This is a genomic window from Pseudomonas sp. FME51, from assembly GCF_014897305.1.
On sequence record NZ_JABUYN010000012.1, the window covers coordinates 38,243 to 62,415 of the forward strand.

19 protein-coding genes are annotated in these 24,173 nt (G+C 57.8%); 11 read left to right on the plus strand and 8 right to left on the minus strand.

Annotated elements, in window-relative coordinates; genetic code table 11:
- The first annotated feature begins 93 nt into the window (after nucleotides 1-93).
- The 6 genes from tig (at nucleotide 94) to INT39_RS18005 (ending at nucleotide 8,835) form a co-directional block, all read left to right on the plus strand.
- Complete coding sequence (tig, locus tag INT39_RS17980) at nucleotides 94-1,437, plus strand: trigger factor (RefSeq protein ID WP_193075384.1); 1,344 nt, start codon at nucleotides 94-96, stop codon at nucleotides 1,435-1,437.
- Nucleotides 1,438-1,572: 135 nt separating this feature from the next.
- Nucleotides 1,573-2,214 carry an ATP-dependent Clp endopeptidase proteolytic subunit ClpP gene (gene clpP / locus INT39_RS17985; protein ID WP_193075385.1) on the plus strand — a complete coding sequence of 214 codons (642 nt, stop codon included), beginning with the start codon at nucleotides 1,573-1,575 and terminating at the stop codon, nucleotides 2,212-2,214.
- Between the two features lie 163 nt (nucleotides 2,215-2,377).
- Nucleotides 2,378-3,661 (plus strand): ATP-dependent Clp protease ATP-binding subunit ClpX, encoded by a 1,284-nt coding sequence (clpX, locus tag INT39_RS17990; protein ID WP_193075386.1) that lies wholly within the window; start codon nucleotides 2,378-2,380, stop codon nucleotides 3,659-3,661.
- 179 nt (nucleotides 3,662-3,840) lie between these two features.
- A complete protein-coding gene (lon, locus tag INT39_RS17995) occupies nucleotides 3,841-6,240 on the plus strand; it encodes an endopeptidase La (RefSeq protein ID WP_193075387.1) in 2,400 nt (799 codons plus the stop codon).
- 212 nt (nucleotides 6,241-6,452) lie between these two features.
- A complete protein-coding gene (gene hupB, locus INT39_RS18000) occupies nucleotides 6,453-6,725 on the plus strand; it encodes a nucleoid-associated protein HU-beta (protein ID WP_036992334.1) in 273 nt (90 codons plus the stop codon).
- A 223-nt stretch (nucleotides 6,726-6,948) separates the two neighbouring features.
- Nucleotides 6,949-8,835, plus strand: coding sequence for a SurA N-terminal domain-containing protein (locus INT39_RS18005; protein WP_226944879.1), 1,887 nt, complete (start codon nucleotides 6,949-6,951; stop codon nucleotides 8,833-8,835).
- Between the two features lie 88 nt (nucleotides 8,836-8,923).
- On the opposite strand, the gene fabI is transcribed toward INT39_RS18005, so the two are convergent.
- The 8 genes from fabI to gloB form a co-directional block, all read right to left on the minus strand.
- Nucleotides 8,924-9,724 (minus strand): enoyl-ACP reductase FabI, encoded by an 801-nt coding sequence (gene fabI / locus INT39_RS18010; protein ID WP_193075388.1) that lies wholly within the window; start codon nucleotides 9,722-9,724, stop codon nucleotides 8,924-8,926.
- A 24-nt stretch (nucleotides 9,725-9,748) separates the two neighbouring features.
- On the minus strand, nucleotides 9,749-11,374 hold the full coding sequence (locus INT39_RS18015) for an ABC transporter ATP-binding protein (RefSeq protein ID WP_193075389.1): 1,626 nt from the start codon (nucleotides 11,372-11,374) through the stop codon (nucleotides 9,749-9,751).
- Nucleotide 11,375: 1 nt separating this feature from the next.
- On the minus strand, nucleotides 11,376-12,404 hold the full coding sequence (locus INT39_RS18020; protein ID WP_193075390.1) for an ABC transporter permease: 1,029 nt from the start codon (nucleotides 12,402-12,404) through the stop codon (nucleotides 11,376-11,378).
- 4 nt (nucleotides 12,405-12,408) lie between these two features.
- Complete coding sequence (locus tag INT39_RS18025) at nucleotides 12,409-13,482, minus strand: microcin C ABC transporter permease YejB (protein ID WP_193075391.1); 1,074 nt, start codon at nucleotides 13,480-13,482, stop codon at nucleotides 12,409-12,411.
- A gap of 3 nt (nucleotides 13,483-13,485) precedes the next feature.
- The gene (locus tag INT39_RS18030; RefSeq protein ID WP_193075392.1) at nucleotides 13,486-15,309 is read right to left on the minus strand and encodes an extracellular solute-binding protein; all 1,824 of its coding nucleotides are present in this window, start codon (nucleotides 15,307-15,309) and stop codon (nucleotides 13,486-13,488) included.
- A gap of 19 nt (nucleotides 15,310-15,328) precedes the next feature.
- Nucleotides 15,329-17,164 carry an extracellular solute-binding protein gene (locus tag INT39_RS18035; RefSeq protein WP_193075393.1) on the minus strand — a complete coding sequence of 612 codons (1,836 nt, stop codon included), beginning with the start codon at nucleotides 17,162-17,164 and terminating at the stop codon, nucleotides 15,329-15,331.
- 94 nt (nucleotides 17,165-17,258) lie between these two features.
- Complete coding sequence (locus tag INT39_RS18040) at nucleotides 17,259-18,596, minus strand: LysM peptidoglycan-binding domain-containing protein (RefSeq protein WP_193075394.1); 1,338 nt, start codon at nucleotides 18,594-18,596, stop codon at nucleotides 17,259-17,261.
- 145 nt (nucleotides 18,597-18,741) lie between these two features.
- Nucleotides 18,742-19,521 carry a hydroxyacylglutathione hydrolase gene (gloB, locus tag INT39_RS18045; protein WP_193075465.1) on the minus strand — a complete coding sequence of 260 codons (780 nt, stop codon included), beginning with the start codon at nucleotides 19,519-19,521 and terminating at the stop codon, nucleotides 18,742-18,744.
- A gap of 72 nt (nucleotides 19,522-19,593) precedes the next feature.
- Between gloB and INT39_RS18050 the strand changes: the two genes are divergently transcribed.
- The 5 genes from INT39_RS18050 (at nucleotide 19,594) to INT39_RS18070 (ending at nucleotide 24,173) form a co-directional block, all read left to right on the plus strand.
- Nucleotides 19,594-20,364, plus strand: a complete 771-nt coding sequence (locus INT39_RS18050) for a class I SAM-dependent methyltransferase (RefSeq protein ID WP_193075395.1) — start codon at nucleotides 19,594-19,596, stop codon at nucleotides 20,362-20,364.
- Complete coding sequence (rnhA, locus tag INT39_RS18055) at nucleotides 20,364-20,825, plus strand: ribonuclease HI (protein WP_193075396.1); 462 nt, start codon at nucleotides 20,364-20,366, stop codon at nucleotides 20,823-20,825. Before INT39_RS18050 ends, rnhA begins: the two co-directional genes overlap by 1 nt.
- Nucleotides 20,818-21,549: a DNA polymerase III subunit epsilon gene (gene dnaQ, locus INT39_RS18060; protein WP_193075397.1), complete on the plus strand. Its 732-nt coding sequence runs from the start codon at nucleotides 20,818-20,820 to the stop codon at nucleotides 21,547-21,549. The genes rnhA and dnaQ overlap by 8 nt, the downstream gene beginning before the upstream one ends.
- 118 nt (nucleotides 21,550-21,667) lie before the next feature.
- The gene (locus INT39_RS18065; RefSeq protein ID WP_193075398.1) at nucleotides 21,668-22,480 is read left to right on the plus strand and encodes a crotonase/enoyl-CoA hydratase family protein; all 813 of its coding nucleotides are present in this window, start codon (nucleotides 21,668-21,670) and stop codon (nucleotides 22,478-22,480) included.
- 40 nt (nucleotides 22,481-22,520) lie between these two features.
- Nucleotides 22,521-24,173, plus strand: coding sequence for a ferrous iron transporter B (locus tag INT39_RS18070; protein ID WP_193075399.1), 1,653 nt, complete (start codon nucleotides 22,521-22,523; stop codon nucleotides 24,171-24,173).

Consider the following 24,173-nt stretch of genomic DNA (forward strand, 5'->3'; position numbering starts at 1 on the left):
CGGATGCATCGTCAAGGATGACTTCTGCCGCACAAGCGACTAGAATGTCCGCCTTTTATTCATTCATCATTGTCTGTTCAACGAGGACTCTACATGCAAGTTTCGGTTGAAACCATCTCCGGCCTTGAGCGCCGCATGACTGTTGGCATCCCTGCCGAGCGCATCGAAAACGAAGTCAACAAGCGCCTGCAGCAGACCGCTGGCCGTGCACGTGTTGATGGTTTCCGTCCGGGCAAGGTGCCGATGAGCGTAATTCGCAAGCGCTTTGGTGCATCTGCACGTCAGGAAGTCATCGGTGAAGTGATCCAGTCTTCCTTCTATGAAGCTATCGTTCAGGAGAAACTCAACCCCGCCGGTGCGCCGAATGTTGAGCCCAAGTCTCTGGACGAAGGCAAGGATTTCGAATACATCGCCACTTTCGAGGTTTACCCCGAAGTGACCCTGGGTGATTTCGCCGGGATCGAAGTAGAGCGCATCGACTCCGAAGTAACCGATGCCGATCTGGAAAACATGCTGGAAATCCTGCGCAAGCAGCACACCAACTACGAGACCGTAGAGCGTGCCGCTGAAGATGGCGACCAGTTGACCATCGACTTCACCGGTCGCGTTGATGGCGAAACCTTCCAGGGCGGCACTGCCAGTAATACCAATCTGGTGCTGGGCTCCGGTCGCATGATCCCCGGTTTCGAAGACGGTCTGGTCGGTGCCAAGGCGGGTGAGACGCGTACTGTCAGCGTCACCTTCCCTGAGGACTACCAGAACCTGGATCTGGCCGGCAAGGCTGCCGAGTTCGAAATCATCGTGCACAGCGTTGCCGCTGCTGCGCTGCCTGAGCTGGACGACGAGTTCTTCGCACGTTTCGGCGTGGAAGAGGGTGGTATCGAAGGTTTCCGCACCGAGGTTCGCAAGAACATGGAGCGTGAGCTGCGTCAGGCGATCAAGACCAAGACCAAGAATCAGGTTATGGACGGTCTGCTGAACAGCAACAGCATCGAGGTGCCCAAGGCACTGATCAGCAGCGAGATTGATCGTCTGCGTGAGCAGGCCGTACAGCAGTTCGGTGGTGCCAACATCGATCCGAGCCAGCTGCCGGCAGAGCTGTTTGAAGAGCAGGCCAAGCGCCGCGTCAGCCTCGGTCTGATCGTCGCTGAAGTCGTCAAGCAGAACGAAATCAAGCCGGACAACGATCGCGTTCGCGCCATGATCGAAGACTTGGCTTCTGCCTATCAGGAGCCGGAGCAGGTGGTGAACTGGTACATGCAGAACGAGCAGCAGCTTGCCGAGATTCAGTCTGTTGTGCTGGAAGAGCAAGTCGTGGATACTGTGTTGCAGAAGGCCAAGGTGACCGACAAGCAGGTCGCCTACGAAGATGCCGTCAAGCCCGCTCAGCCTGCACAGGTTGAAGCCGACGAAACGGACAGCAGCGCGGACGAATAATTCGTCATTGTTCTCATGCAGTGCATTGAGCCAGCCTTCGGGCTGGCTCATGTGTTTATGGAAGCCCCGAAAGATAAAGCAGCGGCAGTGTTTCGGGGTTTTACGCGACAAGCTAAATCGGAGTGACACCAGCCCATGATTCATAACAGCTATACCGGGTTACCGCCGGAAATTCAGGCCGCAGGCGGTCTGGTACCCATGGTTGTCGAACAGTCGGCACGGGGCGAACGTTCCTATGACATCTATTCCCGTCTGCTCAAGGAACGGGTGATTTTCCTGGTCGGTCAGGTTGAAGATTACATGGCCAACCTGGTGGTGGCGCAGCTGCTGTTCCTGGAGTCGGAAAACCCCGACAAGGACATCCACCTGTACATCAACTCGCCCGGCGGGTCGGTGACTGCAGGCATGGCGATCTACGACACCATGCAATTCATCAAGCCGAACGTCAGCACTCTGTGCATCGGTCAGGCTTGCAGCATGGGTGCCTTCCTGTTGGCTGGCGGCGCTGAAGGCAAACGTTTCGCATTGCCCCATTCGCGTGTGATGATCCATCAGCCACTCGGCGGTTTTCAGGGTCAGGCATCGGATATAGAAATCCACGCTCGTGAAATTCTTTATATTCGTGAGCGCCTGAACAAGGTGTTGGCGCATCACACCGGCCAGCCGCTGGATGTGATTGCCCGTGATACCGATCGTGATCGCTTCATGAGTGCCGCCGAGGCAGTTGAGTATGGTCTGATCGATCAGATGCTGGAGAGCCGTCCTGTCGTTGAATGATGACAGGGCGCACCGGTTTAACGGCCTGGGCGAGTAGCCCGGGCCTTTCAATGTTCCGCCTGCCTGACCGGCGTACCGGTACGGGTTGATCGGATTGCACTTGCAAAGAGACGTGGCTGCCCCCATCTTTGTTACAAGAGTGATCCGCAAGCAGGGGTTTTAGATGACAGATATGACTGGGAAGGGTGACGACAACGGCAAGCTGCTGTATTGCTCCTTCTGTGGCAAAAGCCAGCATGAAGTGCGCAAGCTGATTGCCGGCCCCTCCGTATTTATTTGTGACGAGTGTGTCGATCTATGTAACGACATCATTCGTGAAGAGGTGCAGGAAAGCCAGAACGACAGCGGCGAGCAGAAGCTGCCTTCGCCCATGGAGATTTGTGGCATCCTCGACCAGTACGTGATTGGTCAGCAACAGGCCAAGAAGGTGCTGTCGGTAGCGGTATACAACCACTACAAACGACTTCATCAACGCGAAGGCAAGGATGATGTCGAGCTGGGCAAGAGCAACATCCTGGTCATCGGTCCAACCGGTTCGGGCAAGACCCTGCTGGCAGAAACGCTGGCACGCCTGTTGAATGTGCCCTTCACCATCGCCGATGCAACCACGCTGACAGAAGCCGGTTATGTGGGCGAGGATGTTGAAAACATCATTCAGAAGTTGTTGCAGAAATGCGATTACGATGTGGAAAAGGCCCAGATGGGCATCGTCTACATTGATGAGATCGACAAGATCTCGCGCAAGTCGGACAACCCATCGATTACTCGGGATGTCTCGGGTGAAGGCGTGCAGCAGGCACTGCTCAAGCTGATCGAGGGCACGGTGGCCTCTGTGCCGCCTCAGGGTGGGCGTAAGCATCCGCAGCAGGAATTCCTGCAGGTGGATACACGCAATATCCTGTTTATCTGTGGTGGCGCTTTTGCTGGCCTGGAGAAAGTCATCCGCGATCGTTCCGAGAAGAGCGGCATCGGCTTCAATGCCAGTGTACGCAGCAAGGAAGGTGGCAAGAAAGTTGGCGAGACATTGCTTGAAGTCGAGCCGGATGATCTGGTGCGTTTTGGCCTGATTCCCGAGTTCGTCGGTCGTTTGCCGGTTATTGCTACGCTGACCGAGCTGGACGAAGAAGCGCTGATCCAGATTCTCACCGAGCCTAAGAACTCGTTGACCAGGCAGTATGCACGCCTGTTCGAGATGGAAGATGTGGAGCTGGAGTTCCGAACCGATGCCTTGAAGGCTGTCGCTCAGCGCGCATTGAAGCGCAAGACCGGTGCCCGTGGTCTGCGTTCGATTCTGGAAAGCGTGCTGCTGGATACGATGTACGAGATTCCTTCTGCCGAGCACGTCAGCAAGGTGGTCATTGATGAGAACGTCATCAATGGCAACGCCAAGCCGCTGTTGATCTACGAATCCGCCGAGCAGCCGCCCAAGGCGATGCCCGAGGAGTGAGTGATTCCCACGCCGCCGCTCTGGCGGCGTGGTTCTTTTTGGTCCTGGAATATGCATTCGACAGATTTGTGCGCCACGCACATCTTGTAATCTGCTCCATGCGCCCTCATCTTGAATTCATGAGTCTTTTCAATTCCGGGTGCAAGTCTGCTTCACCCCACTGCGAGCGAGCCTAAGTCATGACGACTCCCAGCGATTTTCCATTACTGCCACTACGTGACGTGGTGGTGTACCCCAACATGGTCATCCCCCTGTTCGTGGGCCGTGATAAATCCATTGAGGCTCTGGAGGCAGCGATGGTTGCCGACAAGCAGGTATTGCTGCTTGCCCAGCGCAATCCGGCGGATGACGATCCGTCCCACGAAGGTTTGTATGACCTGGGCACCGTCGCCACCATCCTGCAGCTGCTGAAACTGCCTGACGGTACCATCAAGGTATTGGTTGAAGGCGAGCAGCGCGCGCGGGTCGAACGTATTGAAGAGCTTGATGGCTACCAGCAGGCGAGCGTCACCTTGATCGATGAGGCTGAGCTGGATGAGCGTGAAGCCGAAGTGCTGATACGCAGCCTGATGAGTCAGTTCGAGCAGTTCGTCAATCTTGGTAAGAAGATTCCCACCGAGGCAGTCAGCTCGTTGTCCGGCATTGATGACCCGCGACGTCTGGTCGATACGATGGCTGCGCAGCTCAATCTGAAGCTCGAACAGAAGCAGGCCATCCTGGAAATCATCTCCCTGCGTGAGCGGGTAGAGCATGTGCTGGGAGTGCTGGATAGCGAAATCGATCTGTTGCAGGTGGAAAAACGCATCCGCGGGCGGGTCAAGAAACAGATGGAGCGCAGCCAGCGCGAGTATTACCTCAACGAGCAGATGAAGGCCATCCAGAAGGAAATGGGTGGTTCCGATGAGGGCCATGGCGAACTGGAAGAGCTCAAGCAGCGCATCGACAACGCCGGCATGACCAAAGAGGCGTTGGAGAAGGCCAATACGGAGCTCAACAAGCTGAAAATGATGTCGCCGATGTCCGCTGAGGCGACCGTGGTGCGCTCCTACATCGAGTGGCTGTGCAATGTACCCTGGGCAAGCTCCAGTCGCGTGCGGCATGATCTCAAGCACGCAGAGAAGGTCCTCGAAACCGATCACTACGGCCTTGAAGAGGTGAAAGAGCGCATCCTCGAGTATCTTGCCGTGCAGAAGCGCGTACGCAAGCTCAAGGGGCCGGTCCTGTGTCTGGTGGGGCCGCCCGGGGTGGGCAAGACCTCGTTGGGTGAGTCTCTGGCGCGGGCAACCAATCGCAAGTTTGTGCGCATGGCCTTGGGTGGCGTACGCGATGAAGCCGAGATCCGGGGGCACCGCCGCACCTACATCGGGTCGATGCCGGGTAAGCTGATCCAGAAGATGAGCAAGGCGGGCGTAAAGAACCCGTTGTTCCTGCTCGATGAAATCGACAAGATGGGCCAGGATATGCGCGGTGATCCGTCATCAGCGCTGCTTGAGGTGCTCGATCCGGAACAGAATCACGCATTCAGCGACCATTATCTGGAAGTGGATTACGATCTGAGCGACGTCATGTTCATCTGTACTTCCAACTCGATGAATATTCCGGCGCCGCTGCTTGATCGGATGGAGGTCATCCGTATCCCGGGTTACACCGAAGACGAAAAGATCAATATCGCCCAGCGCTATCTGGTGCCCAAACAGGTCAAGAACAACGGCTTGAAGAAGGACGAAATCACCTTCACCACCGAGTCACTGCGCGATCTGGTTCGCTATTACACCCGCGAAGCCGGTGTGCGTGGGCTGGAGCGCCAGATTGCCAAAGTCTGCCGCAAGGTAGTGCGTGAACAGCCCGAAAAGTCCGCGCGTAACGTGGTGACGGTGGACGGCGCGCTGCTGGAGCATCATCTGGGCGTACACAAGTTCAAGTACGGCTTGGCCGAGGAAGCCGATCAGATCGGCCAGGTCACCGGGCTGGCCTGGACCCAGGTGGGTGGTGAGTTGCTGAGTATTGAAGCTGCTGTGATGCCCGGTAAGGGCCGCCAGATCAAGACCGGCTCTCTGGGTGATGTGATGCAGGAGTCCATCAGCGCGGCGCTGACGGTGGTGCGCAGCCGGGCTGCAAGCCTGGGCATCAGCAATGACTTTCACGAGAAGCATGATATTCACATCCACGTTCCCGAAGGAGCGACCCCGAAGGATGGCCCCAGCGCCGGTATAGGCATGTGTACTGCACTGGTGTCCGCGCTGAGCAAGATTCCGGTACGGGCTGAAGTGGCCATGACCGGTGAGATAACCTTGCGCGGTCAGGTGTTGCCGATTGGTGGATTGAAGGAGAAATTACTGGCGGCGCACCGTGGCGGAATCCGCACGGTGGTCATCCCTCACGACAATATCAAGGATCTCAAAGAGATTCCGGACAATATTAAGCAAGATATTGAAGTTATCCCGGTAAAATGGATTGACGAGGTGCTGCAGATTGCGCTGCAATACATGCCGGAGCCCTTGAAGGAAGAAGGGGATGAAATCGTCGCCAAGGAGGAGCCTCATAATGCTGACGCGAAAGGCCGCATCAGCACTCATTGATGTTAAGCTAGCCGGCATTGGGCCAAGGATCTGAGATCCTGGCCCGACAGCCATGCTGCCATGACGGCAAGCATTCCTTGACATGGTTTTTGACCGCTTGTTATAAAGCGTGCTTCGACTCAAGCAGGTATGCTGACTGGCTACAGCGTTGCTAGAACCACAAGCTTACATAACGACTAAACAACTCATTGAAATAGATAAGGGGACTTAGAGTGAACAAGTCTGAACTGATCGATGCCATTGCGGCATCTGCCGATATTCCGAAAGCTGCTGCCGGTCGTGCTCTGGACGCCGTCATTGAGTCCGTCACTGGTGCTCTGAAAGAAGGTGATTCAGTTGTTCTGGTAGGCTTTGGTACCTTTGCTGTCAAGGAGCGCGCTGCCCGTACTGGTCGCAACCCGCAAACTGGCGAGCCGATTGAAATCAGCGCTGCCAAGATTCCCGGCTTCAAGGCTGGTAAAGCACTCAAGGACGCCGTCAACTGATAGCGTCCTGTAACTGACAGAACATACCGACACGCACACCGTGCGGTATGCTTTTGGACTGCTGGTCAGCAGGAAGACACAGAGGTTCAGTCAGTTCCCGAAAGGCGCATCAATCTGGTGCGCCTTTTTTTGTTATACAGAATAAGGATGGACCGGCAGGTCCGCAGGGCCTGCCGGTTCTGTCGTCTGGCACCACCGGCGACTGACAAGAAGATTTGGGGGCATGATGCTGCAGAATATGAGGGACAAGTCGCAAAGCTGGATCGCGAAAGTGATCGTCGGCGTCATTGTGCTTGTTTTTGCGTTGACCGGTTGGGAATCCATCAGCCGTTTCACCAGCAATGACGATAAAGCGGCTGAGGTCAATGGGACTGTTATCAGCACGGCTGAATTCGAGCAGGCTGTTTCCTTGCAGCGCCGCCAATTAGCTCAGCAACTGCAGCAGCTGGGTGACCAGTTTGATCCGGACATGATTGATGAGCAATTGCTGCGCGATTCGGTTTTGCAGGGGCTGATTCAGCGTGCTGTGCTGTTGGAAGGCGCGCAAGATGCTGATCTGCGTATCTCCGATCAGATGGTTGATCAGATGCTGCTGAACACCCCGGACTTCCAGACCAATGGCCAGTTTGATGCCAACCGTTTCGATATCGTGATCCGCAATATGGGTCTGAGTTCGCGCATGGCCTTCCGTGATCTGATGCGCCAGGAGCTGATGCTTGCACAGTTGCGAAATGCCTACCAGGCCACATCTTTTGCCACACCGGCCGAGCGCCAGAGGTTGGCTCTTCTGGAAAACCAGAGCCGTGACTTCGCGGTGATCGAACTGGACGCCGATGCGAGCGGTATCGAGATTGGCGATGCGGACGTGGAGCAGTACTACAGCGATAACCAGGCCGATTTCCTCAGTCCTGAACAGGTCGTGCTGGAAACTCTGACCTTGTCGCGCAGCGACTTCTTTGATGATGCCAAAGTGGATGAGGCCGCCCTCGAATCGCTGTATCTGCGCGAGACCGGCAATCTGACTGAGCAGCGTCGCGCTGCGCACATCCTGTTCGAAGTGGAAGGCGACGATGAAGCTGCCGCCCTCGAACAGGCGGAAGCCGTCAAGGCACGACTTGATGCCGGTGAAGATTTCGCTGCATTGGCTCGTGAAGTGTCGGATGACCCAGGTACCGTGAACAACGGTGGTGATATGGGTTATGTCGAGCATGGCAGTTTTGATCCGGCCTTTGACGACGCGCTGTTTGCCTTGCAGGAAAACGAGGTATCCGAGCCTGTACGCAGTGGTTTCGGTATCCACCTGATCAAGCTTACCGATCTGCAGTCGCCGGAAGTGCCCTCGCTGGAGTCCATGCGTCCAACCCTGGAGCAGGAGCTGAAGGCCGAGCTGGTGGAGCGCCGCTTTGTCGAGGTGTCGCAGGAGCTGGCCAACCTTGCCTATGAGTCCGAGGACCTAGCCGAGCCGGCCCGCGTATTGAACGCTCAGGTCGAAACCCATGGCCCGCTGGAACGGTCGGGGGGAGAAGGTCTGACTGCCAACCCGAAAATCATCGCCGCTGCATTTTCCGAAGAGGTACTGCTTGATCGGCGTAACAGCCAATTGATCGAACTGGACGCCGACACGGTGGCTGTGGTCAGGGTCAAGGAGCATCTGCTTCCGGAGCAGCGGCCACTGGAAGAGGTGCGTGCCGAGATTGCTGATCTGCTGCAGTTCCGCCAGTCTACCGAGCGAGCCGCTGAGCAGGCGGAGAGCTGGGTGAAGCAACTGCAGCAGGGCGAGCTGGAAAGCGAGGCGCTGGCCGAGGAGTTGGGCCAGGAGTGGCTGATTCATGAGGCCGCCAGCCGTTCTGATCGGGACATCGCTCAGGCGCTGCTGCGCAATGTATTCACCATGCCCAAGCCTGAGGAAGGACCTCTCTACGGCCACTTCCGTCAGCCTGACGGCAGCCAGTGGATCGTTGCGCTGCGTGGAGTATCCACGCCTGAAGAAGCGTTGGAGCAGGCTGAGTCACCTATGTATGGCGAATACATAGCTGGCCAGACCGGTGAGCAGGATTTTGCGAGTGTGCAGCAGCACCTGCAATCTGAGGCTGATATCGAGCGCTTCTGATAGCGTCCGCGCCGGATACTTTTCTCCAGCAATAAAAAAACCGCATGCCATAACAGGCATGCGGTTTTTTTGTGTCGCTTGAGGAGTGTTACTCCTGATCGACGCTGCCCATGGCGGTGATGTTGAAGCCACCGTCCACGTACAGGATCTCACCGGAAATACCCGAAGCCAGGTCGGAACACAGGAAGGCGCCGGCGTTGCCGACTTCTTCGATGGTCACGTTACGGCGCAGGGGAGTGCGCGCTTCGTTGTAGGCGAGCATTTTGCGGAAGCTCTTGATGCCGGAGGCCGCCAGGGTGCGGATCGGGCCTGCGGAAACCGCGTTCACGCGGATGCCGTCCTGACCCAGGCTGTTGGCCAGATAACGAACGCTGGCTTCCAGGCTGGCCTTGGCCATGCCCATGACGTTGTAGTTTGGCATGGTGCGCACGGCGCCGAGGTAGGTCAGGGTCAGCAGGCTGCCGTTACGCTTTTTCAGTGCTTCGCGACTGGCCTTGGCCAAAGCGATAAAGCTGTAGGCGCTGATGTCGTGGGCGATCTTGAAGCCCTCACGGGTGGTGACCTCGGTGAAGTCGCCGTCCAGTTGATCGCCGGGGGCAAAGCCGACCGAGTGGACGACACAGTCGATACCCTCAGGCCATTTCTGGTTCAGTTCGGAAAATACCTGATCGATTTGCGCGTCATCGGCTACGTCACAGGGAAAACACATATCCGCACTGGAGCCCCAATCGGCGGCGAAGCCTTCGACACGGCCCTTGAGCTTCTCGTTCTGGTAGGTGAAGGCCAGCTCAGCGCCTTCGCGGTGCATTGCTGCAGCAATACCCGAGGCGATGGACAGTTTGCTGGCTACGCCAACGATAAGTACGCGCTTTCCGCTTAGAAATCCCATGTTTTTTTCCTGTTTGCTATGGCCTCAAACTGTGGCCGACTTATCGGATACCGGGTGAGCAAACGCTGCCTCGAGCAGCTGACGGGTATAGTCATGCTGCGGTGCGGCAAAGATCTGCTCGGCCGGTCCCTGTTCTACAATTTCGCCCTGGCGTATGACCATCAGCTGATGACTGAGGGCCTTGACCACCGCCAGGTCGTGGCTTATGAATAGATAGCTCAGATTGTGCTTGCGTTGCAGCTCGCGCAGTAGCTCGACCACCTGGCTCTGCACCGTTCTATCCAGTGCCGAGGTCGGCTCGTCGAGCAGAATCAGCGACGGTTTCAGTACCAGCGCCCGGGCGATGGCAACACGTTGCCGTTGACCACCCGAAAATTCGTGCGGATAGCGATGCCGACTATCGGGATCCAGACCAACTTCCTGCATGGCCTGAATCACCATCTGCTCACGCTCCGGCACGCTGCCGATGCGGTGGATATCCAGCCCTTCGCTGATGATCTGCGCGATAGACATGCGCGGACTCAAGCTACCGAAAGGGTCCTGAAACACCACCTGAAACTGCCTGCGTACCGGACGCACCGTATTCTGGTCGAGTCCATCCAGCCGCTGACCGTTGCATTCTATCAGGCCTTGGCTTTCGGTGAGCCGCAACAGTGCCATACCCAGTGTGGTCTTGCCCGAGCCGCTTTCGCCGACGATGCCCAGCGTCTGCCCGCGTTGCAGGCTGAAGCTGGCATCGGTTACCGCTTTGACATGATCCACGGTGCGCCGGAATACACCCTGGCGAATCGGAAACCATACCCGCAGTTGTTCAGCGCGCATGACCACCGGCGCCTGCGGGTCAATGCTGACCGGCCGGCCTGATGGGTCGGCGGCCAGCAGCCGCTGGGTATATTCGTGCTGCGGTCGGGCAAACAATTCTGCACAATCATTCTCTTCGACGACCTGACCCTGATACATGACACATACTCGGTGAGCGATTCTGCGCACCAGGTTGAGATCGTGGCTGATCAACAACAGCGCCATGCCGAGTTTCTGCTGCAGCGACTTCAGCAGTTCGAGGATCTTCAGCTGGACGGTAACGTCCAGTGCCGTGGTTGGTTCGTCGGCGATCAGCAGCTCCGGCTCGTTGGCCAGCGCCATGGCAATCATTACCCGTTGCCGTTGGCCACCGGACAGTTCGTGAGGGTAGGCGCTGAGGCGCTTGGCGGGCTCGGGAATGCCGACCAGCTCGAGCAATTCCAGGGTACGGGCGCGCGCCGCCTTTTTATCCAGACCTTTGTGTAGGAACAGTACTTCGTTGATCTGCCGTTCTACCGTATGCAGCGGGTTCAACGAGCTCATCGGCTCCTGAAAGATCATCGAGATACGGTTTCCGCGCACTTTGCGCAGCTGTTTTTCCGATGCGGCGAGCAGATCCTGGTCCCGATACAGAATACGGCCACTCGGGTGCCTGGCTTGGGGGTAGGGCAGCAGGCGCAGGATGGAGTGCGCTGTCACCGATTTGCCCGAGCCACTTTCGCCGACCAGGGCCAGTGTCTGGCCCGGCCGGATATCGAAGCTCACTCCGCGTACGGCTTGAATTTCCTGCTTTTCACTGGCGAACGCGACGCTGAGATTGTCGATCCGTATCAATGGCTGTTCGGTCATGTCATTTCCTCGGGTCGAAAGCATCGCGCAGGGCTTCGCCAATGAATACCAGCAGTGACAGCATGACTGACAACACCACGAAGGCGGTCAGACCCAGCCAGGGCGCCTGCAGGTTAGCTTTACCCTGGGCAATCAGTTCACCCAGCGACGGCGAGCCGGGCGGCAGTCCGAAACCGAGAAAGTCCAGCGAGGTCAGGGTGATCACGCCGCCGGTCAGGATGAACGGAAAGAAGGTCAGGGTGGCGACCATGGCGTTGGGCAGAATATGCCGGAACATGATGCTGCCATTGCTGGCCCCCAGCGCGCGGGCGGCACGTACATACTCCAGATTGCGTCCGCGCAGAAACTCGGCGCGGACCACATCTACCAGAGCCATCCAGGAAAACAGCAGCATGATCCCCAGCAGCCACCAGAAATTCGGCTGCACGAAACTGGCCAGGATGATCAGCAGATAGAGCACCGGCAGGCCCGACCAGACTTCGATGAAACGCTGGCCAAACAGATCGATACGGCCGCCATAGAAGCCCTGAATGGCGCCGGCAATGACGCCGATGATGGAGCTTAAGATGGTCAGCGTCAGGGCAAACAGCACCGAGATGCGAAAGCCGTAGATGACGCGCGCCATGACATCCCGTGCCTGGTCGTCAGTGCCAAGCCAGTTGTCCGACGACGGCGGTGCGGGGGCTGGCAGTTGCAGGTCATAGTTGATGGTTTCATAGCTGTAGGGGATGGGCGGCCAGAGCATCCAGCCGCCTGACTCCTCGATCAGCTCGCGTACATAGGGACTGCGATAATCGGCCTCGATGGGAAATTCGCCGCCAAATTCGGTTTCGGCGTAACGGTTGAGTACCGGAAAATACAGTTCATCCTGATAGCTCAGCAGCAGTGGCTTGTCGTTGGCCAGAAACTCGGCCCCCAAGCTCAGCACGAACAGCACCATGAATACATGCAGTGACCACCAGCCCCGGCGGTTGGCGCGGAAGCGGGCGAAGCGGCGACGGTTGAGCGGTGATAACTGAAAACGTGACATCGACTCAACCCTCCCGGCTTTCGAAGTCGATGCGAGGATCGACCAGGGTGTAGGCGATGTCGCCGATCAGCTTCACCACCAGGCCGAGCAGTGTGAAGATGTACAGAGTGCCGAACATCAAGGGGTAGTCCCGGTTGATGGCCGCTTCAAAGCCGAGCAGGCCGAGGCCGTCCAGAGAGAAGATCACTTCGATCAGCAAGGCGCCGGTGAAGAACACGCTGATCAGGGCCGAGGGAAAGCCGGCGATGATCAGCAGCATGGCGTTGCGAAATACATGACCGTAGAGCACGCGATTCTCGGACAATCCCTTGGAGCGCGCAGTGGTGACGTACTGCTTGCCGATTTCATCGAGAAAACAGTTCTTGGTGAGCATGGTCAGGGTGGCGAAACTGCCGATCACCATGGCCGTGATCGGCAGCACCAGATGCCAGAGGTAGTCGGTGATCTTGCCCCAGGTGTCCAGCTCTTCCCAATTGTTTGAGGTCAGTCCGCGCAGCGGAAACCAGTCGAAGTAGCTGCCGCCGGCGAACATCACGATCAGCAGTATCGCCAACAGAAAGCCAGGGATGGCGTAACCGACAATGATCAGCGAACTGGTCCATACATCGAATGCCGAACCGTGACGGATGGCCTTGCGGATGCCCAATGGGATGGAGATCAGATAAGTGAGCAGGGTGGTCCATAATCCGAGTGAGATGGACACGGGCATCTTCTCGATGATCAGGTCGATCACGCTGGCATCGCGGAAGAAGCTGTCACCGAAGTCGAAGGTCAGGTAACCCTTGATCATCAGCCAGAAGCGTTCATGGGCCGGCTTGTCGAAGCCGTACATCTTTTCGATCTCGGCGATGATTTCCGGATCCAGGCCCTGGGCTCCGCGGTAGTTACCGCCACTGGAGACCTCGCCCTGCGCGCTGCCGCCAATGCGGCTGGTAGCCCCTTCAAAGCCTTCGAGGTTGGCAATCATCTGCTCCACCGGACCGCCTGGGGCGGCCTGGATGATCAGAAAGTTGATCAGCAGAATGCCAAACAGGGTCGGGATGATCAGCAGCAGGCGACGGATTATGTAGGAGAGCATGGCTCAGGGCTCCTGCTCTGGGGTGGGTAGCGCCGGTACCGGCTCTGGCGCACCGGGCTTGACCCACCAGGTATACATGCCCAGATCGTATTTGGGTGCCTGCGCGGGGTGATCGAACTTGTTCCAGTAGGCTACGCGGTAGACCGGCGTGTGGTAATTGGGAATCAGGTAGTGGCCGGCCCGCAGCACACGATCGAGCGCGCGGGTATGGGTAACCAGTTCAGCGCGTGAGTCGGCCACGATCAGGCCTTCCACCAACTGGTCGACAGCCGGGTCGCGCAGCCCCATCAGGTTGCGACTGCCAGGGTTGTCGGCACTGGCGGAATGCCAATATTCACGTTGTTCGTTACCCGGCGAGTTGGACTGCGGGAAGCTGGTGACGACCATGTCGAAATCTCTCGAGCGCAGGCGGTTGATGTACTGGGACACGTCGATACGCCGTAATTGCATGTCGATACCCAGGGAGGCCAGATTGCGCTTGAACGGCAGCAGAACGCGTTCGAAGTCAGCCTGTATCAGTAGAAACTCGAAGCTCAGCGGCACGCCATCGGCATTGATCAGCTGATCATTCTCGATCCTCCAGCCGGCTTCCTGCAGCAGGGCGTAGGCCTGACGGCGTTGGTCGCGGATACTGCCGCTGCCATCGGTCTTGGGAGGCAGGTAGGTGCTATCGAACACGCTTTTGGACAATTGTTCGCGCAGGGGTTCCAGCAGCGCCAGTTCATCTTCCCCCGGTAGCCCCTTGGCCTCCAGTTCAGAGTTGCCGAAGTAGCTCGAGCTGCGTGTGTAAGCGTCATGGAACAAGCGCTGATTGGCCCATTCGAAATCAAACAGCAGAGCGATGGCCTCGCGTACGCGAATATCCTGGAAATGCGCTTTGCGCAGATTGAAGACGAAGCCCTGCATGCCCTGGGTATTTTGGTTGGGAATCTCTTCCTTGATGATATGACCTTCGCTCAGCGCGGGGCTGTCATAACCGGTAGCCCAGTTCTTGGCACTGACCTCCAGGTTGAAGTCGAACTGGCCTGCCTTGAAAGCCTCCAGAGCTACACCGGTATCGCGGTAGTAATCCACCATCACGCGGTCGAAGTTATAGAAGCCCTTGCGTACCGGAAGATCGGCTGCCCAGTAATCGGTGACCCGCTCGTAGGTCACGGAGCGGCCGGGGCGGACCTGGCCGATGCGATAGGGGCCGCTGCCCAAAGGTGGCTCCAGACCGTTCCGGGTGAAGTCCCGTTCGGCCCAGTAATGTTCCGGGAATACCGGCAGCTGACCCAAAACCATGGGCAGCTCCCGATTGCGTCCATGCTGAAAGTGGAATGTCACGCTGCGTTCATCCTCGGCCACCACTTCCTTCACGTCTGCGTAATAAGCCTTGTAGAAGGGGGCACCCTGGTCACGCAGGATATTGAACGTGAATACGACGTCGCTGGCGGTCACTGGCTGGCCGTCATGGAAGCGGGCTTCAGGGCGCAGATAAAAGCGCACCCAGGTATTGTCTGGTGCCTGTTCTATACGCTCGGCGAGCAAGCCGTATTCCGAGAACGGCTCATCCATGGATTGCACGGTCAGCGTGTCGTACAGCAAGCCGAGCTCATCGGCTGCGGTTCCGCGGCTGATGAAACCGTTGAAGGAATCAAAACTGCCGAACCCCGAGAGCCTCAGTGTTCCACCCTTGGGCGCTTCGGGGTTGACGTAATCGAAGTGGGTGAAGTCTTCAGGATATTTTGGCGGTTCGCCGTACAGGGTCAGTGCATGCCCGCCGACTGCGGTCGTTGCGGCTGCCAGCAGCAGGCATCCCAGACAGGTTTTTAGCATATCGAGCATCGAGGTAGCCTTTCCTTGTTCAGTCGGTCTTGTTATCTATCCACCAACTGCGGATGGACAATGAATAGGGTGGTGTCGTCAATGACCGCAGCGTACTTCGATGGGCAATGCGGTGGTAGTTTATATACCAGTTCGGGATTGTATAGTGCTCCCATAACAACACCCTATCTATCGCCTTGGCGGCAGCAATCTGCTTGGTGCGCGTGTCGGCGGCCTGCAGGATGTCCAACAGGTCATCCACTACCGGGTTGCTGACGCCGGCATAGTTGCGGCTGCCCTGGACATCCCGCTGCGATGAATGGAAATAGATGTGCTGTTCCTGCCCTGGTGACAGGCCCTGCGGCAGGGTGGTGAGAATCATGTCGAAATCGAACTGGTCGAGACGTGCCTTGTACTGCGCCCGGTCCACGGTGCGGATACGCAAGTCGATACCGAGGCGCGCAAGACTGGTGCGATAAGGCAGCAGAATGCGTTCCAGGCTCGGATTGACCAGCAACACTTCGAATGCCAGGGAACGGCCTTCGCTGTTTTGCACACGGCCGTTCTTCAAGTTCCAGCCGGCCTCGGCGAACAGCGCCACCGCCTCGCGTAGCGTTGTTCGCGGAATGCCGCGGCCATCGGTTGTCGGCAGGCTGAAGGGTTGTAGAAAAAGAGCTTTCGGCAGTTGTTCGCGATAGGGCTCCAGGTACAGGAACTCCTGACCCGAGGGCAGCTCCGTGGCGCTGAAGGGGCTGTTCGGGTAATAACTCAGAGAGCGCCGGTAGGCGTCATAGAATAGCACTCGATTCGACCACTCGAAATCAAACAGCATACCCAGAGCCTGACGCACCAATCGTTGATCGAAGGGGGTGCGCCGGGTATTGAAAAATAACGCCTGAGTCGATGCCGGAATGTCATGTTCAATCGCCCGCTTGACGACGGCCCCTGACTCCACTGCAGGAAAATCATAAGCATTGGCCCAGTTGCTGGCCTTGTGGTCCAGATAGATGTCGAACTCGCCGGCCTTGAAGGCTTCGAAAGCGACGTTGTTATCGCGATAGAACTCCACGTCCATGCGGTCGACGTTGTACTTTCCGCGGTTGATCGGCAGGTCTTTGCCCCAGTAATCCTTGACCCGCTGGTAAACCAATCGCCGGCCCGGTGTCACCTGTGTGATCCGATAGGGGCCGCTGTTCAACGCCGGCTCGAAGGTGGTGTCGCCGAAGCTGCGGTCGCGCCAATAATGCTCAGGTAGCACTGGTAGCTCACCGAGGCGCAGAATGAGCAGCGGGTTATTCGCCCGCTTGAATATGAAGCGGATACGGTGCGTGCCGAGCAGATCGATACGTTCGATGTCCTGCAACATGGCGCGGTAGTTCGGATGGCCTTCCTTGCTCAATAAACGGTAGCTGAAGGCAACGTCATAGGCGGTAATCGGGCGGCCATCATGAAAGCGCGCTTCCGGTCTGAGATTGAAGACCACCCAGCTGCGATCATCGGAGAACTCCAGGGTCTCGGCAATCAGCCCATACGCGGAATAGGGCTCATCGCCCGAAGGATCATAGATGCCGCTGCCGGCCATCAATGGCTCGTTCAGCTCGCTGATGCCGTACTGATAGAAGTTGCCGGTACTGATCGGGCTGGTGCCCTTGAGGGTATAGGGATTGACCGTGTCGAAGGTGCCGCTACCCATGATCCGCAGCGTGCCGCCCTTGGGGGCGTCCGGGTTTACGTAATCGAGGTGGGTGAAGTCTTTAGGGTATTTGGGTTGGCCGAATACCGCATAGCCGTGCTGTTTATAGACGGTCGCGCTTGCCGCGGGGCAGAGCAGGATGGTCAGCAGAAGGGTGTAAAGCAATTTCAACGGCAAGGTCATGGACTATCGCGTAACCGGGAGGGGCTTAGAGTCGACAGGCTCTAAGCTAACATCCCCCGGCTATAAGCGAAAGCGCTGGACCGACCGAACCCGCTCAGGGCATGTGCAGGGTCAGCTGCTGGCCTGGTCGCAGGTGGGTGTCGACACCATTCCAAGCACGCAACTGCTTGATTTCCACATTGAAACGCCGCGCGATGCTGTACAGGGAATCGCCGGATTTGACGGTATAAACGCGCTTCTTGCGCTCCGCCGGGGGACTCGCCAGCTGGGTCGAGCCATTAGGCACGACCAGCTTTTGGCCGACATTGATCAGGCTACCCCGAATATTGTTGGCTTGGCGCAGCATATTCACGCTCAGGTTGTGCTGTCTGGCAATTTGCGTGAGGCTGTCGCCGCGGCGCACGGTATAGCGGATAAAGGGAATGCGCTCGCTGTCCGGCAGGCTGGCCAGTGCAGAGCTGAATTGTTCCGCCTGGTCTATCGGTATCAGCAACTGGTATGGGCCTGATGGTGTGGCTACGCGATGTTTGAATGCCGGGTTGAGATATTTCATCTCATCGCTGGAGATACTTGCCAGCTCCGCTGCCTTGATCAGGTCCAGCGGTCGCTTGATGGTGATCTGGGCGAAGTAGGGCTGATCATGCAGGGAAGGTAACACGGTGTCGTATTGCTCCGGGCTGCTGATGATCTGGCTGAGCGCCAACAGCTTGGGTACGTAATTCATGGTTTCGTGCGGCAGCTGCAGATTCCAGTAGTCGGCAGGCAGACCGAGGCTCTGGTTGCGCTTGACTGCGCGACCGACACAGCCTTCTCCACAGTTGTAGGCAGCGACCGCCAGCAACCAGTCACCGTCGAACATGTCGTTCAACTTGCTGAGGTAATCCAGCGCGGCAGTGGTAGAGGCGGTGATGTCCCGTCGTCCGTCGTACAAGTCATCCTGACGCAGGGCGAACACCCGACCGGTGGACGGGATGAACTGCCATATACCGGCTGCATGGGAGGTGGAATAGGCCATGGGGTTATAGCCGCTTTCTACGAACGGCAGCAGGGCCAGCTCCAGAGGCATGTCACGCTTGTCGAGCTCTTCCACTACATAATGCAGATACCGCTGAGCGCGCTTCGAGGTGATTTCGAAATAGCGGGGCTGAGAGGCGAAGAGCAGGCGTTGCTGATCGATTCTCGGATTGTCGATGACCGCCGGCTCGAGCATGAAACCGTCACGGATACGTGTCCAGAGGGTGCGCGGTTCTTCGATACGCTGCGGTGGACGCCAGCGAGGCGCAGGGGCTTTTGGAGTATGTGACGCGCGGGTCGAATGTTCGCTTGTGGTGGGGGATTGGCCTACCGGGCCGGTGGTGGTCTGGCAGCCGAAAAGTACGACGAGCCACAGCGTCAGGAATCCGTTTCTGAGTGCGTTGGGCGATAAATACATGAGCTGGTCCGTTGAAATTTGCTCGATTCTAGGGAGTCACTTCCCCAGGGTCAAGAAAGCCGGGCGGGACCTCTTGCCGCACCGGCGTGGGGTGGTATGCATGGAGCGGGAATTCAACGGCGCTGCGCTGTATGACGGGACTGTTTCAGAATGTGTCTTTCCAGGATCTGATAGCGGCAAATGTCTGTACGCCAGTGGTTGGCATAGTGCCACTCTGGGCAGCCGCCGCTGCACGCACATGTGCGTCCTCGCAGCGCAGAAAGGGGTTGGTGCGCTTTTCCAGCGCCAGGGTGGTGGGCAGAGTGATATTGCCGCCACTGCGCAGATCCTCCACCACTTCCAGACGTATCTTTATATCCAGATTATCCGGCTCGACCGCCCGGGCAAATTGCAGGTTGGCCTGAGTGTATTCATGGGTGCAATATATAGTCGTGTTATCCGGCAGGCTTGCCAAGCGTTGCAGCGAGGCGTGCATCTGCTCGGCAGTACCTTCGAACAGCCTGCCGCAGCCACCGGCGAACAGTGTGTCGCCGCTCAGTAACCAGGGTTCTTGCGGGTGATTGCAGAAGTAGGCGATATGATCCAGTGTATGACCGGGCACGCTGATGACTTCAATCTCATGGTCAAACAGGCATAACTGGAAGCCGTCTTCGAGCTGACGATCGATGCCTCTGATATTGTCGTTTGCTGGTCCCCAGACCTTGCAACCGGTGGCTCCCTTGAGCGTCATCACGCCGCCGGTGTGGTCCTGGTGGTGGTGAGTGAGCAGAATGGTGCTCAACTGATACTCCGGATGACGACTCAGCCAGGTGATAACCGGCTGAGCGTCGCCCGGATCAACCGCAGCTACTTGCAGGGTGGCTTCGTCCAGCAACAGCCAGATGTAGTTATCCTGAAACGCTGGTAACGCAATGAACTGTGGCATGGGCATGTACCTTCCTGGAGTAATGATTTCCATCTTAGGGGGTAATATGGTTCAGGCCAACCCGGAGGCACCATGGTGATACCAGAACTGTCGCGTTCCATCAGTCAGGACGACCTCCTAAAGCTGCTGGGTGTCGCACGGAAATGGCTGGACAGTGCACCGGGGCTACGGCTGTTGGAGACCGAGCGTGACGTTATGCGTCGGGAGATGACCGCCTGCTTCGGTCAGCATCTGGTGCAATATGGGCTGGCCGCCGAACTGCTCGACAATGAGCGCTCCATATTGCGTCACCACTGGCAACTGGATCTTCTGGCCGGACCCTCTGCACTACCAACAGAAGAGACGCAGTGGCCGTTCGCGCCGCACTCGCTGGATGCGGTGGTGCTTCACCACGGGCTGGATTTCTGCCTGTCCCCCCGCAGCCTGCTGCGCGAAGCCAGCCAGGCTGTGCGCGCTGGCGGGCATCTGCTGATATTCGGTTTCAACCCATGGAGTAGCTGGGGGCTCAAGCATTTTACCGGGTGTGAGTGGTTCAGCGAGGCTGGATTCGTCAGTCCGGGACGATTGAGCGACTGGCTGGAACTGCTGGGTTTTGCGGTGGAGAAACGCGTTGATGGATGTTATCTTCCGCCCTTCAAATCGCAGGCATGGCTGGACCGGCTCAGGCGCATCGATGCGCTGGGCCAACGGCATCAGTTACCAGGCGGCGGTTTCTATTTTCTGCTTGCGCGGCGGCAGACGCTGGGCGTCACACCGCGTAGGCAGCGGGGAATGAGCTTCCCTGCACTGAGTCTCCCGCCGCTGGTTGCCGGCAACCGGCGGACACATAAACGGAACAAGTAATGAGTCATGTAATCGAGATATTTACCGACGGCGCCTGCAAGGGGAATCCGGGGCCGGGCGGCTGGGGCGTATTGTTGCGCCTGGGAGAGCACCAGAAGACCCTGTTTGGTGGCGAACTCAATACCACTAACAATCGCATGGAGTTGACCGCAGCGATTCGCGGGTTGGAAGCATTGAAGAAGCCGGCTCAGGTGATGCTGACCACGGACTCGGAATATGTCATGAAGGGCATCCGCGAGTGGATGCCGAACTGGAAGAAGCGCGGCTGGAAGACTGCCAGTCGCCAGCCGGTCAAGAACGCCGATCTATGGCAGGAACTCGATGCTCTGGTGAATCAGCATCAAGTCGATTGGCGCTGGGTCAAAGGGCACAGCGGACACCCGGAAAACGATCTGGCCGACGAGCTGGCCAACCGTGGTGTAGACCAGGTGCTGGGTAGAGGGAGTGCGCTGGATGCGTGAAGTCGTACTGGACACCGAAACCACGGGCATCGAAGTCCGCGAAGGTCACCGCATCATCGAAATCGGTTGCGTCGAACTGATCGACCGACGGCTGACCGGTCGCCACTATCATGTGTATATCAACCCTGAACGTGAAGTGGAAGAGGGCGCTTTCGCCGTTCACGGCATCAGCGACGAATTTCTGGCGGACAAGCCACTGTTCGGCGAGATTGCCGATGGTTTCATGGAGTTCATCACGGGCGCGCGTCTGGTCATCCATAACGCACCCTTCGACGTCGGTTTCATCGACGCGGAGTTGCAACGGCTGGGCGCCGGACATGGTCAGATAGCTGATCATTGCTCTGTAGTGGACACACTGCGTACCGCCCGGGATAAGCATCCCGGCCAGCGCAACAGTCTGGACGCCTTGTGCAAGCGCTACGGCGTGGACAACTCCCAGCGTGATCTGCACGGCGCCTTGCTGGATGCCGAGATTCTGGCTGACGTCTATCTGATCATGACGGGCGGTCAGACTGCATTGCTGTTGTCCAATCAGGGTTCCGGCGATGCCAGTGCTATAGATGCAGGCACCATCCGCAGACTCGATCCAGCGACCCGGCCACCTTTATTAGTGGTTCACGCCAGCGACGCCGAGCTGGCGGCTCACCAGGAACGATTGGCTGCGATTGAGAAAGCAGCCGGCTTCGTGGCTTGGCAGTCTGCAGCAGAGTTGGTGGCAGAGTAGGGCAAGGAGCCTTATTGCCAGCGTGCGAAGCGGTATGCGACCGAGCCATAGGCTTGATATGATTGACGCTATTGTCTCACTCCAGCTGGTCAAAAGAATAATCAGGGAGCCGTAACAGATGCATGAATATCAGTCGTTGAAAGTCGAGCAGCAGGGCGCGATAGCCCACATCCAGATCAATCGGCCGGCGAAGGCCAATGCCATGGATGAGGCATTCTGGACCGAGATGGTCGAGATATTCGACTGGATTGATCAGACCGACAGCGTACGTGTCGCAGTGATTTCCGGGGCAGGTGATCACTTTTCTGCTGGCATCGATCTGGCCATGCTGGCCCAGGCGGCTGGTAGCCTGACCCAGGATATCGGACGTAATGCCGAGCGTATCCGTCGCAATATTCTTCGTCTGCAGGGCGCTTTCAATGCAATTGATGAGTGCCGAAAGCCCGTCATTGCTGCCATTCATGGCTATTGCATCGGCGGTGCGATAGATCTGATTTCTGCTTGCGACATGCGTTATGCTACGGCCAATGCGCACTTTTCGATCAAGGAAATCGATATGGGCATGGCGGCAGACGTAGGCACACTGCAACGATTGCCGCACCTTATCGGGGATGGCATGATGCGTGAACTGGCCTATACCGGCCGCGCCATGCACGGTGATGAAGCCAAGCAGCTTGGCTTGGTCAACAAGGTCTATGCCGAGCATGCCGAAATGATCGAAGGCGTGATGGCCATTGCCGGTCAGATTGCCGCCAAGTCACCGCTGGCCATCCGCGGGACCAAGGAAATGATTCGCTACAGCCGTGATCACAGCGTTGCAGAGGGGTTGAACTATATCGCCACTTGGAACGCGGCCATGCTTCAATCGGAAGACCTCAAGCTGGCCATGGCGGCACATATGAGCAAAAAGCCAGCCGAGTTCGCCGATTGAGCGTACCAGTCTGACTGCAGGGACGAAGGAGACTGAAGCGATGTTAACCGGTGCCACATCACTTGATCTTGTCAGGGACGAACTCTTCGCCAGTGTGGCCGGCGTGGAAGATCTGCTGCAGCAATTTCTCGAAGAACGACAGAATGGCAGCCTGTTACAGCGGGCTATCGAAGGTTTGCAACAGCTGCGCGGGACGCTGAACCTGATCGAGTTGAGTGGCGCTGCGCTGCTGCTCGAAGAGATGATCGCCCTGGCGACCGACATACCGGTGCACGATGGGGAGGGCAGAAATGCCCCCCTGACTGCCTTGTGTAACAGCCTGTTCCAGTTGCAGCGTTATCTGCATCTCTGTCGTCAGCAGGGCGCCGAGCGCCCTGAATTGCTGCTGCCTACCATCAACGACTTGCGTTCGCACAGGTCGGATACGCCCCCGTTACCCGAAAGCCATTTCTACCCGTTGGAGTTGCAGCGCGTACCGATGGCGCTGCGTGACGGTGCGCGTCAGCCACTGGATAGCAAAAGCTTCGTCCGGTTGCGCCAGATGTACCAGCTTGGACTGCTGGGCATCATTCGGGATGAGCGTCCTGCGGCCGGCATTTCACTGATGCAGCGTGCTCTGCAGCGCTGGGAAACCCGCCTGGATGATCGAGCAGCGACATTGTGTTGGGTGGCGTCTGCCTCGCTTGAGGCCGTTGAAAGCGTGCCACTGATATTGACGCCGGAACGCAAGCGCTTGTATTCGCGTCTGGATCGAGAAGTCAAACGTCTGGCTGGAGGTCATCCGGACGCTGGCACGGCGCCCCAGCTGCTCCGTGAATTACTGTATCTGGTGGCGCTGGGAGATAGCGGGTGCGTGTTGTGTGAAGAAGTTCGCCGCGCGGTCAACCTGCCTGATCCGGGATATACCGAAGCGGCTTTGCAACAGGCGTTCGACAGTCTGCGTGGGCCTGGCGCGGATGTCATGCGCTCGGTTGCCGATGCGTTGCATGAAGAAATTTCCACAATCAAGGATCTGCTTGACCTGCTGGCGCGCAACGCCGGCGATGCCGAGCAGTCGCTGGACACGCTGGACGTGGCGTTGCAGCGGCTATGGAAGACCCTGGGCATGCTGGATATGCCGGGAGTTTCCGACCAGATTCGCAGCGCAGCCGGACAACTGGGACAATGGCATCCGGGCAGCAATGCCGTCCTCGAACAGGTAGCCGACGCGGTTCTGCATGCAGAACTGGTGGTCAATCGGTTGGAGAGTGAAGGCGAATCGGTAGGCGCGTTCGGCGATGACCAACAACCCGGTCCGGTTGAGTTGAAGGAAGCCCATATCGTGCTGGTGGAGGAATCCCAGGCGGGGCTGGCATTGGCCAGACGGGCTGTGACGGCCTATATCGAATCAGACAATGACCGCATGCATCTGCTGAATGTGCCAGCGACGCTTGAAACCGCTCGCGGTGGCTTGATCTTCCTCGGTATGACCCGCGCCGCCGATATCATTCTTACCGCCTCGCGCTTCATTCGTGAGTCGATGCTGGAGGGGCAGGCAGCGCCGGGCACCCAGCAACTTGAAGTGCTCGCCGATGCCTTGACGAGTATTGAATTCTATCTGGAGTCGGCGGAGCGCTCCTCGGTGGGCACGGGTGATGTACTGGCTCTTGCCGAGGACAGTCTGGCTGAACTTGGATACAACGTGGGAGCCTGA

Bases quoted from the DNA above. Each gene is read 5' to 3' on its own strand.
- INT39_RS18070 (WP_193075399.1), top strand. From the start codon at position 22,521: ATGTTAACCGGTGCCACATCACTTGATCTTGTCAGGGACGAACTCTTC.
- lon (WP_193075387.1), top strand. From the start codon at position 3,841: ATGACGACTCCCAGCGATTTTCCATTACTGCCACTACGTGACGTGGTG.
- INT39_RS18005 (WP_226944879.1), top strand. From the start codon at position 6,949: ATGATGCTGCAGAATATGAGGGACAAGTCGCAAAGCTGGATCGCGAAA.
- clpP (WP_193075385.1), top strand. From the start codon at position 1,573: ATGATTCATAACAGCTATACCGGGTTACCGCCGGAAATTCAGGCCGCA.
- clpX (WP_193075386.1), top strand. From the start codon at position 2,378: ATGACAGATATGACTGGGAAGGGTGACGACAACGGCAAGCTGCTGTAT.
- INT39_RS18025 (WP_193075391.1), bottom strand. From the start codon at position 13,482: ATGCTCTCCTACATAATCCGTCGCCTGCTGCTGATCATCCCGACCCTG.
- INT39_RS18040 (WP_193075394.1), bottom strand. From the start codon at position 18,596: ATGTATTTATCGCCCAACGCACTCAGAAACGGATTCCTGACGCTGTGG.
- INT39_RS18035 (WP_193075393.1), bottom strand. From the start codon at position 17,164: ATGACCTTGCCGTTGAAATTGCTTTACACCCTTCTGCTGACCATCCTG.
- tig (WP_193075384.1), top strand. From the start codon at position 94: ATGCAAGTTTCGGTTGAAACCATCTCCGGCCTTGAGCGCCGCATGACT.
- INT39_RS18050 (WP_193075395.1), top strand. From the start codon at position 19,594: ATGGTGATACCAGAACTGTCGCGTTCCATCAGTCAGGACGACCTCCTA.
- INT39_RS18015 (WP_193075389.1), bottom strand. From the start codon at position 11,374: ATGACCGAACAGCCATTGATACGGATCGACAATCTCAGCGTCGCGTTC.
- INT39_RS18065 (WP_193075398.1), top strand. From the start codon at position 21,668: ATGCATGAATATCAGTCGTTGAAAGTCGAGCAGCAGGGCGCGATAGCC.
- rnhA (WP_193075396.1), top strand. From the start codon at position 20,364: ATGAGTCATGTAATCGAGATATTTACCGACGGCGCCTGCAAGGGGAAT.
- INT39_RS18020 (WP_193075390.1), bottom strand. From the start codon at position 12,404: ATGTCACGTTTTCAGTTATCACCGCTCAACCGTCGCCGCTTCGCCCGC.
- fabI (WP_193075388.1), bottom strand. From the start codon at position 9,724: ATGGGATTTCTAAGCGGAAAGCGCGTACTTATCGTTGGCGTAGCCAGC.
- gloB (WP_193075465.1), bottom strand. From the start codon at position 19,521: ATGCCACAGTTCATTGCGTTACCAGCGTTTCAGGATAACTACATCTGG.
- INT39_RS18030 (WP_193075392.1), bottom strand. From the start codon at position 15,309: ATGCTCGATATGCTAAAAACCTGTCTGGGATGCCTGCTGCTGGCAGCC.
- dnaQ (WP_193075397.1), top strand. From the start codon at position 20,818: ATGCGTGAAGTCGTACTGGACACCGAAACCACGGGCATCGAAGTCCGC.